A 12,929-nucleotide genomic window follows, 5' to 3' on the forward strand; every position below is an offset into this window, starting at 1 on the left:
TGAATAGACGTCGAGAATGTATGTTTGGTATAATTACCCTATACATAAAACTTATTCCTTATTTCTGAGGAGGTATTTTTTGGCTGGGATCCTGAAAATCAAGAATCGCAAAAACCATTCTGTTGAAAACCTTAGCTACTACACAATGCAGCAATTAGATGAACGCTCAAGGAAAGAAAAAATGCAAGAAATTTATGAACAATATCATCATAGACAGTTAGAATTATATTGTCTCTGTCAGTCAGCTGCTCCAATTAATATGAGTATTAGTTACATATCGGATTCAGACACTTATTATTTAAAAAGCTTTCCAAAACAAGCTAGTAAGCATCATACTGATTGTCATTTCCATAATGAGAACTCTTTATCATCATCTGAAACCATTTACAAAAAGAACTGTGAAGAAGATGAAGAGGGCAATTATCACATTACCTTAGATACCCATGATTATAAAATCATTAAACGAGCAAAAAAAACAAAAGATTCTTCCGCTCCCTCACCTGTTACAGGCGGAGATACTGGGCAAAGTACAAATAAATTAAGTATCCAAAATCTTATTAAGTTGATCGTGACAAAGGCCTGGAATGATTATATATTTTTTAATGGTCAAAAAGAGTACCCTTCTCTTAACCATGTATTTAGACAAATTTATTCGAAAACAACTCGGCATTACTTTGTCACTAAAGAACTCCACTTACAAAGTTTGCTTTATAAAGGCGGGAAACCAGGTCAAGTTTATATGATTGAGCAAAAGGTGAACCGTATAGCTCAACCATTCGCTCTATTTATGTTAGATAATTATGAAAAGGTGGATGAATGCAGTTACTTAATAAACGTAATTAATCCTCTTAATCTAGCTAATGCTAAATTAGTGGTTAGCAAGAAACTGTTGGAATTTGCTCAAAGCTGTATAAATGTATCAAGCGGGCCTTACATAGTTGGCGGCTTCATAAAAAGTACTGGTTTTGGAAAACTGCCTGAATTCATAAGTTTAGGAATACTCCCGATCAATAACTGTGGAGTGCCGGTAGAAAGTTCATATGAGCGGGAATTGTATGATCTACTGTGTAAGGAAAAAAGAATTGTTCAAAGGCCCATAGATACTCAATATCACCCTAAATTAAACGGACTTATACCAGATGGAATCCTTTTGGACACAGAAAAGCCAACAATTCTTGAAGTGTTTGGAATCTCAGAAAGAAATACGGAGTATCACATTCATAGGAGATACAAGATAGAACTATTTAGTGGATTATTTCCGGATTATCATTTTTGGTATTGGGATGCTTATAATCAGTCTGAAAAGCCTCCCCTGCCCACTGTTGGGTTCTAATAATCGATTATATTATATATTCGTAAAAATTGAATTTTACGCATAAATTAGACAAATTTCGACAAGGAGTGGAATCATGGCCGAAACTAGACAACATAAAGTTCATCAAAAAAAACTACAAGAATTGGTCAAGATCATGCCCTATTACGTTGGTGAGTATGTAGATGATAAATTGGATACCCGCTCCTCCTCCACCCTTTTAAACTATGTATTAGATTATAAAATGTTTTTTGAATGGTTAATATCTGAAGGAATTACGGAGGTTGCCACCATTAAAGAAATTCCTCTTTCAGTCCTGGAAAAACTAAAGCTCGATGATGCAAAAAACTTTTTTAAGTACCTGCAGCGAAGGGATATTCAAGTTAGCAAAAATGAAACAAAAAAACCCGAAAAAATTTCTGTGAATCGTAAGATATCGGCTCTCCGTTCCCTTTTCCATTATCTGACTACCCAGACTGAAAATGATGAGGGTGAACCATATTTTTACCGAAATGTAATGTTGAAAATTGAAGTAAATAAGGTAAAGGAAACACTTGGTGCAAGAGCTTCTAAAATCTCAACAAAAATTTTTCAAAATAATGATGATGCTTCCTTTCTATGGTTTGTTAGAAATCAATATGAAAAAAATTTACCTGATGGTTCAAGGAAGCGTATATTTTTTAAAAGAGATAAAGAACGTGATCTTGCTATCCTCTCTCTCTTTTTAGGCAGTGGTATTCGTGTAAATGAGCTTACCAATCTTAGATTAAAGGATTTAGACTTTGAACTGAATATTATCAGTGTAATAAGAAAAGGCGGCAAAAAAGATACAATTCCAGTTGTTCCAGAAGCAATGAGGGATATTAGAGATTATCTAGATATACGTTCAGAGCGCTATAAAGCAACCAATGAGGACTCTGATTATGTATTTATATCTAAAGGTTCAACTAGCCCTTCTCCACTGGCAAATCGCTCTGTAGAAAGCCTGGTTAAAAAATATACAAAAGCGTACAAAAATAACAAGTCTATGTCCCCCCATAAACTAAGGCATACATACGCTACAAACCTTATGGAGGAAACAGGAGATATCCATTTGCTAATGAGACAGCTTGGCCATTCATCTACAAGTACAGCTGCATTATACTCTAACCCTGACCAAGAAAAAGCTCAAGAAGCTGCTAGACAATTAGGTTTGAGAAGAAACCAGCTTAATAAGGATTAAAGTAAATTAAATTCCTTCTACTTAAAGTAATCCCTAAGAATGATTTTGGAATTGTAACCCTTGGTGAGTTAACTTAATGCAATTGAAAAACTAATATAATAAGTGATTGAATTGGAGGAAAATATGAGAATAGATTCTGGTTTTTCTCGAATCGCAAACCACATGAGTTCATGGCTAAAATACTCACAAATTTTTGGTTATAAGCCATCAAAAGAAGAAATTATAAATGATATACGAAGTATAAATTTAGAGGATGCTCTGATTATTATTGCTAAATTCTCTGTATTAAATGACCAATCAAAAAAGCAGTTAAAAACACTTATAAATGCGAGTATTCAAGATAGAGAGGAAATTTATTCTGTAGAGCCATTTGATTTAATCAGCTTACTTTATTCAATAAAATGGTTTTTAGCATATGGACTTCCCAAGAATGAATCAACATTTAATAATGGTTATCCTGATTACTATAATATTTTTATCACAGTTTTAAAGATTTCCGATTATTTGGAAGACAATATAGATAATGAAGATGAAGTACAAAACCTTGTCTTAAAAAGTTGGTTATTTACTCGTCCAGGAGATATTGACAGAGCATTAGTAAGGCAGTATGTAATGTTTGAGGAAATAGCTAAAAATAAAGATTTTAAAAATGAATTAAAAGATTCTTATTTAGATATACATTCTATCTTTGAACAATATTATGGGTACTCCATTAAAGATTATATTTCTGTACTCTTCGCATTGCATATGCCTAGCATCAAGGAATTAAACCTAAGAGAAGCATTTAGCACTAATAACTGGGGCATAGATTTAACTACCTTTTTTAAAAAAGTTAAAATCAAAAATGTAGCAGAGCAAATATCCAATGATTTAACAGTAGATATAAATACTTTAAAAACTTGGGCTAGAAACACCATTGATAATCCATTTGATTACGAAATACTTCTCTCCAAACCATTATTTAAAAAAGGTAATTGGTTAATCCCTTTTTCTCCTGGCATATTAAATAGCACCATTTTTGATGGTTTGTGTTTTAAGATTAATCAAAGTTGTGCTAAAAGTAAGATAGATTTTTTTTCTTTTTTCGGCCGCTTGTTCGAACAATATATATCCACATTGTTATCATCAGCTGTAAACTCTGCAAAGAAAATAACAAATTATGAGTTTATAGATGAATTTCTTTATGGGAAAGAAAACAAAAGATCACCTGACTCTCATGTTTTACTTGGAAGAACATTGCTAATTTTTGAATGTAAAGGTGGTCGTATTAGGAAAGAAACAAAAATTTCTGCAGAGCCAGAATTCAGTAAAAAAGATTTTGAAAAATACGCAATCGAACCGATTAAGCAAGCAAACAAAGCTTATACCAATATCCTTAGTAAAAAACCTTCAATATTTAAAAATGTGAATAAGGTGATTATTTTATCAGTATCTCTTCAATCTTTTCCTAAAATTCCAAAGTTTAATGATTTAATAGCTGACTTAAAAGGTAATTTGCATCCACATATAAAAGAAATAGATTATATTGGCCTTTATGATCTAGAGTTGTTAGCATATTTAATTAGTCATCATGATATTACCGTCTATAAGTTTATTAAGAATAAAAAAGTATTGGATGATTTTATTCCTTATCGTAATTACTATTACGATAAATATGGTGGAATAAAGCGCCCAGATTTATTAAATGAAAAATATATGGAGTGTACAAATATAATAAGAACAACTTTATTTTAAAATTTATAGGCTCATATGGTAATGGGGTTTTCAAATATTTAAATTTAAAACCTTTCTAGAGTATTAAAAAGATATACAGTCTGTTAGCTTATATTAGAGATGAATTAAACCTGCATTTTTATTTTGATTCTTTTAAGGGGATGATGTCATGAGGGAAATTGATGTGCCTACACAACCTGAGTCTGAAATCATAAATTGGTCTTCTACACTTTCTCAGTTAGAGCAGGTGGCAGAAAGCATGCGACCTCTTACCTCTTTAAATATCCATAGTAGACTTATAGAGGCCACTTCCTCGATAATAGATGGCCTATCAACTAGTGGATATTTAAAGACTCTTTCTGAAATACAAGCATCTATAAAACCTTTGCAGGTAAACGTTTTTAGCCAATTGACATCAAGTCTTTTAGAAGTTCAAAAAGAGCAAAGGCTATTGTGGCAGAGTATGTCTCCTGTATTTCAATTGGCAGATAAAACACAGGAGTTAATAAAAGCTTATGAAGAATTTAATTCTAATAACTGGATAAGACCTATTTACACAGAGGTAGCTAATATAGCAGAAATCACTTCATCTTTGTCATCAATATTCAAAGACTATAATGTTAGGGATATTGATTTAAGTGGTTTTGAAGATTTAGAAGATGATTGTTCTTCTGGAGGGCAAGAATCTCTTTCTCCTTCTTTCCAAGATGTAGTCCTTCAAGTAAACGGAACTGTCGCTCCTGGTCAGAAAAAGTTAATTGATATGACGGAGGAGGATCTTAAAAGATTATTTGAAAAATCACTAACTAAAGCTCGGGCATTTTCTCTTCCGGCTTTTATATATTATCTTTACGCTGAATATGTTAACGATGCAGCAAGGGTCATCCTTGAAATCATGTTTGCTTTTTCGTTAACATTTTTAACTGGACAATATAATGCAGAAGTAAAAGCTCTTATTGCAGATACGATGCAAGATTCAATGATAGTAAAAGATACGAGAAAAGTGATTACAAAGTATATAAAGGTTAATCCGGTTGATCAAGTGGCATTTTTACGGAATGAATCTTTTTTAAGACAGGGAACATCCAAGACTTCGCCTGTTGTGCCTGGAGGAAAGGTATCAACTGTATCAGTTTTAACAATAATAGAACGAAAAAATAATTGGATAAAGGTTGAAGTGGATACTGGAGAGTCTTGCGGAGAGATAGGTTGGGTTGAGGAGTCCAAAGTGATTAAATTTAAGATGATTAAGTAAAAATAATATAGTTAGAGCATGGATTTGACTAATATAAAACTTTAAGGTTAACCAATTGGATGGTTAACCTTTTACATTTTTAAGTTTGTTCATTTACCTAAAGAATTTTTGTGTGAAACCTTAAATTTGTTAATGTTCTCTTGATAGAGTTCTTTACTTTTTTTTATTGAGTAGTCCACCCATTCAGGAAAAACATCTGAAATTGTTGGATATTTTTTAGTAATATACATTTTCAAGACATTTATATCGTCTTTAGATGGATTAATTGGCGCTCTTGGTAGCGGAAGTGGTCTCTCATCTATATTACTATTATACATTGCATATGAAAACTGAACATAAAACTCATCGGTTAAGATTGCATCTTGTGTTCTGTAAACTCCATTATCATCAAATGCAAGAGTATCAAAAACAATCCTTAAAATTCGTATGGGTTTTCTATTTTTCGTTTCGCAAGCCATATCCATCATTAAAATATCTTGTTTGGCAAACTCCGGCCTTCTAATTTCAGAATAATCTTTCTTGGGAATTTCAAATACATGACCATTGTGAACACAAACCTTTTTAAGACTAACACCCATATTATCAACACCTTTATATTAACTACGATCTTATTGTCATTTTTAAACTTGCGAGACTTATCTCTTGGTGAATTCTTCTATATCTACTCCATAGAAATCTGCTAATTTTTGCAGCTTGTCTTTCCTTGGCCGTGTTTTGTTTCTTTCATACCTACCTATCATGCTATGAGATGTGCCAATAGCTTTTGCCACTTCTTCTTGTGTAAGGTTTTTCTTAAATCGCTGAATTCTTAAGTTTGCTCCTAAGCTGCCATACATATAATCACCCATGTCTTGTATCGGATTTTTAAGTAGAAATGTTTAAGGATAGAGGTTTATGCATCCTTTAGTTTGGTTTTTAATAATATCCCTTCCAATACCTATTCCATTCCACTTCGACTTTCTCGAGGATATCAAGGATAAATTGGTTAGGACAAACTGCATTGCATACCATTCCATAAGACGACAGTTTCAATTTTAGTTTAGCAGTATAAGACAATTATTTATAAATTCTTATAATATGCATTAGGAAATTAAGCCACTTATATCCCGGTTCGTTGCTCTTAAACTTCCAAAGTCAAACTTATTTTTTCTTTTTTTATCTGGGTATTGACAAAGTTACTAGTAAATGGATTACATAATCTTAACCTACAGATAAGGAATGATTATATGTTCAATAAGCTAAGAATCTGTCACTGCAACCCTCAAATTGTAAATGAAGAAGTCCGGCATGATTACTATATCCGGTATACTCTTTGTAACCGATGCGGGCATAAAACCAGCTTCATTTTTTATCAAGGTATGCTTTTCTTCCGAAGCTGATAAAAGGTCCGATGGGGCAATGACCTAAATCGAACATTGCCCCATCTTCAATTTTAATAATAATTTCTAAGTTCAACCTCAGTAACAGGAAAAGGCTCTCCGCTTATATAAAATAAAGCTTTAGATTCATCTCCCATTCCCAATGTACCAACAATATTTCTTTCCTCACCTTCCCTTGTAACAATGGATATGTCATCATTTTGGTAAAAGTCGTTAAGTCCCTTTGGATTGAAAACAGTCAACATATAAGTAATTCCATTATTATTTCCCACATGGAGAACCGCTCGTGAAAAATTAATGTCCTTACCTTTAATAACAATTTTTGTGATATCTTTTTTCATAATTTTCATCCTTTCACTTTTTTTGTCTTTATAGATAATATAGCAATAGCACTAATTTTCTTTTATTATCTTTGCGAAAAAATTCGACAAATTTCCACCTTAAAACTAACGCTATCTCACTTAAATTGGGTGAAACTCAGATTATTTTAATTTAATCGAGTAGGAGGGGGTGACTAACCCCCGACCTCTCACACCACCGTACGTACCGTTCGGTATACGGCGGTTCATTTAAGTTTGACGCAGAAATTCATATCTTTGATATAGACTTTTGAGCCCTCGATTACTCCAATAGGAGTTATCGAGGGTTTTGTGTAGGATTGGACTAGAGGCTATTCTCCAATATTTCCTTCTGGAGTTTCCCCATTCGTATGCCTTTTGGTCAGGGACACCTAGACCTTTGAGTCTTCTCACCCTTGTCCTTGGGTTTTTCCATTGTTTCCACTCAATCATACGAAGTCTTCTTCTAATCCACTCATCAAATTCTTTAAATTTACTTGGTGTGTCAGCCAATGCAAAATATCCACACCATCCCGTCAGATATTGATTTAGTTTCTGAATTCTAACTTCCATAGGAATTGATTTGGAACGGGAGGTTAATTCCCGTATGTTAGCCTTAAGCCTTTTAATACTTTCTTTGGCTATTCGAACCTTCGGTTTCTTATTGAGCGTAAAGCTAAAGCCAAGGAACTTTCGTTTCCACGGGCGATCAACTGCTGATTTTCCTCGATTTACTTTGAGTTTTAATTTCTGCTCTATGAAACGTGTAATCGAGTTCATCACTCGTTCTCCAGCTTTCTTCGATTTCATGTAAATATTACAATCATCGGCGTAGCGGACAAACTTGTGACCTCTCCTTTCCAACTCTTTATCAAGCTTATCCAAAAGGATATTTGAAAGAAGAGGACTCAGAGGACCTCCTTGTGGTGTTCCTTCTTCTGCATCATAGACTACACCATTTATCATGATTCCTGCCTGGAGATATTTCCGTATTAGTTTCAAGACCAATCGGTCTTGGATTCTACTTGCTAAAATCCCCATTAGCTTATCATGATTTACTTTGTCAAAGAATTTCTCCAAGTCCATGTCAATTACCCATCTATAACCTTCACTTATGTATTCCCTTGCCTTGCGAACCGCATCATGACCTCTTCTATTCGGTCTAAACCCATAGCTATGTTCCGAGAAGCTTGGGTCAAAAAGGGGGGTTAGAACTTGAGCAATTGCTTGTTGAATGAATCGGTCTGTCACGGTAGGTATTCCTAGTAACCTTACTCCACCGTTCGGTTTCGGGATTTCGATTCGACGGACGGGGTTGGGCTGATAGGTGCCTTTCCTTAAAGAATCACATAAGGTGTCCCAGTTCTCATAGAGATGTCTTCGTAGGGATTTTACGGACATTCCATCTATGCCGTGACTCCCTTTGTTCTTCTCCACACGTTTAAGTGCTGCTATTAAGTTTTCCCGTGACAGAATCAGATCCATTAACATATGATATTTCCTTTCGACGTGAACGTAGAAATCTAATTATGTTATTCCTGCTCCACCCTCCTGAAGTCCCCTTGTGGAATTCACCACTTCTTCCTTCAGGTAAGTCCTTTCGGATTGTCTGCTTCTACACAGGAATTGTATGCCTAGTTCTCGTTCTTCCTAAATGTTCAGCCCTTCCCTTACCATCTCGAGTAGGTAAGGTACTATGGTATTAGGTCAATAAAGTAGACACAATTTTTATAGATTTTTATCTTCTACCGCGCTTTCGCTTGGTGGCCTCTTCATTCAGGTACAGAATGTATTCTGTACCTGAATGAAGAGGAAAAGTTATGTCTTTTACTTAACTTGCAGTCTTGTTAAAGTACATACGTTCGTATTCGGATGGCGAAAAATATCCATTTGCCGAATGTATTCTTTTGGCATTATAGAAAATCTCGATATATTCATAGATTTCTTTTTTTGCCTGTTCCCTTGTCTTATATTTTGTTAAATAGATTAATTCTTTTTTCAGTACACTGTGAAAGGATTCTATACACGCGTTGTCGTAACAGTTTCCTTTTCTACTCATACTTACATCCATTTGGTAGGCTGACAATTTCTTTTGGTAATCATTTGAACAATACTGGCTCCCACGGTCTGAATGGTGGAGGACCGATCCAAGTGTTGGCTGCTGGCGATAATAGGCCCGTTCTAATGCGTTAATAACCAAATCTTTGGTCATGGTTTTGTCGACCGACCAGCCTACAATTTTTCTGGAGAATAAATCCATTACGCTTGCCAGATAAAGCCATCCTTCTGATGTTGGAACATAAGTAATATCAGCCACCCAAACTTTATTCGGCTTAGTAACTTTAAACTCTTGATTAAGCTTGTTTTCATAGACAGGGAGTGTATGTTTTGAATTTGTAGTCGCTTTATGTTTTTTAACTGTCTTAGACCGCAAATTTTCTTTTTTCATGATACGGGCTACTGTTTTTTGACAAACAGATATTCCTTTTCTTTCAAGATCTTTGGCAATCTTTGGACTTCCATAAAGACTCCTAGATTCCAGGTAGGATTTATGAACGAATTTAACCAAAGTCTTATGTCGCTTTGTTTTTTCGCTTTCAGGGCGATCCACCCATTTGTGGTAACCGCTTCGGGAAACATTCATGACCTTGCACATCTTCTCCACACGGAATTTGAAGCGATTCTCATAGATGAATGAGAAAATTACCGATGGTCTTTCGCGAAGAAGTGCATAGCCTTTTTTAGAATAGCATTTTCCTCTTCCAAGTCACGAATACGTTTTTGAAAGGTTCGCATCTGCTGTTCCTCTGTCATTTTAGGAATGGCCTCATCCATAAACTCATCAGAGTATTTCTTTTTCCAATTATGAATCGTGTTGGGGCTGATATCTAAATCCCGAGCTGTTTGTGCTACTGATTTGTTTTGTTCAATCATCATTTGGACAGTACTTCTTTTAAAATCTTCATCAAATGTTTTTCTGTTCATGTAGACACCTCAATTTATTAGTTACTTTAATAATAAACTGTGTCTACTTTTGAGTCTAACAGCACTATGACCTCTGCTGACTTCTGGTTGTTCAACTATCTATTGCTAGATAGGTTACCAAGTGTACTTGGCGTACCAACCAGATCTCCCCGGGTAAGAGTACAGTCTTTCCCTCCATCTATCTGCTCCATTTACTCTGTACCACCTTTGGCAGTAAGGACTTTGTTTTGATCTGCAAACTCATCCAATGGTACCTAGCCTTATATGAAGTTCGTGTTCCTCAGACCGGAGGTTTGCCGCTCGCTTCCTTCAGATTCCGTGTCACCACGGACACCCTTGCGTTAAGCTAACCACTACTACTGCCTTCATGGCTCGGGACTTGCACCCTATAGACTCCACCCATGCCGGGCGCACAGAAAAAAAGGAGTCAGCTCTTTACTGACTCCTTTTTTCAATAAATTATAATGGAATTTCCCTTTTTCTAATCTCAACCTTTAAATCGTTCTTACAGTATTCAATAAAATCGATCATATTTGCAATCAATTCTTGGTGATAAGCTTCCCCATTTTCTTTAGTTGATACTGTTGGGTCTCCTACTACTCCAACATTAAGTGACCCCTCTCTGTATATACCCACATCACTTGGAACAAAGATTCGGTCTCCCTCAACAAATGGATCGTGCTGTAGGAATCGATGATTCTCTTTAATATTTTTTACTGCTTTATCCATTTCACAAAGCTCCGGATGAAGAAACAACATATGGGAAGTTTCCATTTCAGCAGCGTGACCAACACCTCCAGGTTCTGATTTTTTTACTTTTCTGGCTACCTGGTCAGCTATATAAAATGGATCTGCAATTGATAAAAAAGCCCCTGTCTCGTTGCGAAGCTTAGTAATGGCAATCTTTAATGGGGGCAAATTTGCCTCTCGATGTCCATTTACGATGATAATCTTTTCGAATCCATGATAGATTAAGCTTTTACAAACATCATACATCAAGTTCGTTAACGTTTCCGGTCTTAATGTTATTGTTCCTGGATATGCCATATGATGAGGGGCCCAGCCTGTCCAGTTCGGAGGAGCCACCAACGTTTCTGTGCGTTTGCCAGCTTCTTCTGCCACCTTTATAGCTACCAAGGAATCTGTACCAAGCGGCAAATGTTTCCCATGCTGTTCAACACTGCCCACAGGGACAATTATTGTTTTATTTGATTGTAAATACGCCTCTACATCTTCCCATTTGTTTTCTTGAAGCCATATACTTTTCAATTCTCTCATCCTTTCATTCGATTATTCTGATAACCTATTTAAGTCTTCTTCATCCAGGTAGTTCCTAATCCACCCTATTCCTATCAATAAAGGTATGGTCTCTATATAAGTCAGTATCCAAAAGGAGGCAATCGCCGCGATGACTGCAAGTACCGGTATATTTTTTATGTTGAAAGGAAAGCGGAATTCTGCCTTAATTTCCGGCCGCATGATCCTTACGACAATGAGAGCAATATTCATCAAACCCATCATCAGCCAGTTAGAAAATACGGCTGCCCCAACAGCAATCGAAATAGCTTTCCCATAGCCAAAAGTACTCATTAGAGTTGCTCCAAGTGCAATGATTCCAGTAAAAACTGTTGCGTAGACTGGAACTTTCGTTTTGCTGCTAATTTTCCCAAAAACAGCAGGAACAGCATTTTCTCTTGCTGCAGCAAATAGCATTCTTGATGAGCCCAGTAAGCATCCGATTGTTGAAGTTCCGGTTGCTGTTAAAGCTGCGATGGCAATCAGAACAGCACCAAGACCAGGAAGCACATTCTCAACAGCTAAAGATAGAGGTGCTTTAGATTCCGCAAGAGCAGTGATATCCGCTGCGGAAACCACCCCATAACCAGTTAAGCAATATAAAATAACTACTGTAACCAGGGCAGAAACCTGAGCTAATGGCAAATTCCTTCTAGGGTTTTTAGCTTCTTCTCCTAATGTCAGAACTGCCTCAACCTGCATTTGTCCAAAAGCAATCAATGCTGTAGCAGCAAAGACTCCGGTCCATCCATTGGGAAGAAAATCACTTTGCAGAAAAGGCCCCGCTGGGTTAGAAGCAATTGAAATAATAGCAATTGCAAATAAAGCGATAACCTGAATAACTGAGAAGATTGTGTTTATCTTGCCAGTTGCATTTATACCTACTAGTAGCAATCCAGTGATTAAGATAGAAATGAGCGGTGCCACTACAGTTGCCGGCAAGGATGGAAATATATAATTAAAATATCCTGCAAATCCTAAGTTTACGGCTCCAGCAGCAAAGGCAAAGGAAAGAAAATATAAGCCTGAACACCAAAGAGCCATTAACCTCCCCAAGTCTTTATGGATTGGCGAAAAAGCGAATTTTGAATATGCATATGATGCTCCTTCATATGGCCATATCGAGGCAAGTTCTGAATAACTCATGCTAGACAATATGGCAATAATACCGGCAATTAAAAAAGCAACAAACAAGGCTGGTCCTGCTTGCGCAACTGCTGGGGCAATTACTGTAAAGATTCCTCCCCCTATGAGGGCTCCAACACCCACACTCCATAAATCCACAAAACCCAGGCTCCTATGAAGCTGTCCGTGTCCTTTTCCATTCAGTTCATTTCTGCTAATTACCTTATTTGGCTGCATTTGCATCCCTCCGTTTCAATTATTGGAATATACATTTCATTTTTAAAATAGTTTCGACAAAAACAAC

Annotated in this window: 11 protein-coding genes; 4 read left to right on the top strand and 7 right to left on the bottom strand. The window is 35.9% G+C overall.

The genetic code is table 11. The features are described from left to right. Positions 1 to 79 precede the first annotated feature (79 nt). From AC0VZ9_RS28580 to AC0VZ9_RS28595, 4 genes are all read left to right on the top strand, one after another. Positions 80 to 1,333 carry a DUF1173 family protein gene (locus AC0VZ9_RS28580; RefSeq protein WP_159866925.1) on the top strand — a complete coding sequence of 418 codons (1,254 nt, stop codon included), beginning with the start codon at positions 80 to 82 and terminating at the stop codon, positions 1,331 to 1,333. Positions 1,334 to 1,409: 76 nt separating this feature from the next. After that, positions 1,410 to 2,534, top strand: coding sequence for a tyrosine recombinase XerS (xerS, locus tag AC0VZ9_RS28585; protein ID WP_159866928.1), 1,125 nt, complete (start codon positions 1,410 to 1,412; stop codon positions 2,532 to 2,534). A 123-nt stretch (positions 2,535 to 2,657) separates the two neighbouring features. Next, positions 2,658 to 4,268 carry a hypothetical protein gene (locus tag AC0VZ9_RS28590; protein ID WP_159866931.1) on the top strand — a complete coding sequence of 537 codons (1,611 nt, stop codon included), beginning with the start codon at positions 2,658 to 2,660 and terminating at the stop codon, positions 4,266 to 4,268. A gap of 148 nt (positions 4,269 to 4,416) precedes the next feature. After that, positions 4,417 to 5,502, top strand: coding sequence for an SH3 domain-containing protein (locus AC0VZ9_RS28595; RefSeq protein WP_159866934.1), 1,086 nt, complete (start codon positions 4,417 to 4,419; stop codon positions 5,500 to 5,502). Positions 5,503 to 5,591: 89 nt separating this feature from the next. On the opposite strand, the gene AC0VZ9_RS28600 is transcribed toward AC0VZ9_RS28595, so the two are convergent. The 7 genes from AC0VZ9_RS28600 to AC0VZ9_RS28630 form a co-directional block, all read right to left on the bottom strand. Beyond that, positions 5,592 to 6,080, bottom strand: a complete 489-nt coding sequence (locus AC0VZ9_RS28600) for a hypothetical protein (protein ID WP_159866937.1) — start codon at positions 6,078 to 6,080, stop codon at positions 5,592 to 5,594. Positions 6,081 to 6,137: 57 nt separating this feature from the next. Next, complete coding sequence (locus AC0VZ9_RS28605) at positions 6,138 to 6,338, bottom strand: helix-turn-helix domain-containing protein (RefSeq protein WP_159866940.1); 201 nt, start codon at positions 6,336 to 6,338, stop codon at positions 6,138 to 6,140. A gap of 596 nt (positions 6,339 to 6,934) precedes the next feature. Next, positions 6,935 to 7,222: a hypothetical protein gene (locus AC0VZ9_RS28610; RefSeq protein ID WP_159866943.1), complete on the bottom strand. Its 288-nt coding sequence runs from the start codon at positions 7,220 to 7,222 to the stop codon at positions 6,935 to 6,937. A gap of 228 nt (positions 7,223 to 7,450) precedes the next feature. Further along, positions 7,451 to 8,710, bottom strand: a complete 1,260-nt coding sequence (ltrA, locus tag AC0VZ9_RS28615) for a group II intron reverse transcriptase/maturase (protein ID WP_159871960.1) — start codon at positions 8,708 to 8,710, stop codon at positions 7,451 to 7,453. A 340-nt stretch (positions 8,711 to 9,050) separates the two neighbouring features. Then, positions 9,051 to 10,204, bottom strand: a protein-coding gene (locus AC0VZ9_RS28620; protein WP_475396411.1) for an IS3 family transposase whose coding sequence is annotated in 2 segments (ribosomal slippage) — positions 9,051 to 9,952 and positions 9,952 to 10,204 — 1,155 coding nt in all. Because the reading frame shifts where the segments join, the coding sequence is not laid out codon by codon here. Between the two features lie 459 nt (positions 10,205 to 10,663). Continuing rightward, positions 10,664 to 11,473 (bottom strand): creatininase family protein, encoded by an 810-nt coding sequence (locus AC0VZ9_RS28625; protein ID WP_159866946.1) that lies wholly within the window; start codon positions 11,471 to 11,473, stop codon positions 10,664 to 10,666. A 21-nt stretch (positions 11,474 to 11,494) separates the two neighbouring features. Beyond that, a complete protein-coding gene (locus tag AC0VZ9_RS28630) occupies positions 11,495 to 12,862 on the bottom strand; it encodes an APC family permease (protein ID WP_159866949.1) in 1,368 nt (455 codons plus the stop codon). Between the last annotated feature and the right edge of the window lie 67 nt (positions 12,863 to 12,929).

This window comes from Cytobacillus sp. QJM3NY_8 (assembly GCF_056173585.1).

Bases quoted from the DNA above. Each gene is read 5' to 3' on its own strand.
- AC0VZ9_RS28590 (WP_159866931.1), top strand. From the start codon at position 2,658: ATGAGAATAGATTCTGGTTTTTCTCGAATCGCAAACCACATGAGTTCA.
- AC0VZ9_RS28610 (WP_159866943.1), bottom strand. From the start codon at position 7,222: ATGAAAAAAGATATCACAAAAATTGTTATTAAAGGTAAGGACATTAAT.
- AC0VZ9_RS28600 (WP_159866937.1), bottom strand. From the start codon at position 6,080: ATGGGTGTTAGTCTTAAAAAGGTTTGTGTTCACAATGGTCATGTATTT.
- xerS (WP_159866928.1), top strand. From the start codon at position 1,410: ATGGCCGAAACTAGACAACATAAAGTTCATCAAAAAAAACTACAAGAA.
- ltrA (WP_159871960.1), bottom strand. From the start codon at position 8,710: ATGTTAATGGATCTGATTCTGTCACGGGAAAACTTAATAGCAGCACTT.
- AC0VZ9_RS28630 (WP_159866949.1), bottom strand. From the start codon at position 12,862: ATGCAGCCAAATAAGGTAATTAGCAGAAATGAACTGAATGGAAAAGGA.
- AC0VZ9_RS28595 (WP_159866934.1), top strand. From the start codon at position 4,417: ATGAGGGAAATTGATGTGCCTACACAACCTGAGTCTGAAATCATAAAT.
- AC0VZ9_RS28605 (WP_159866940.1), bottom strand. From the start codon at position 6,338: ATGTATGGCAGCTTAGGAGCAAACTTAAGAATTCAGCGATTTAAGAAA.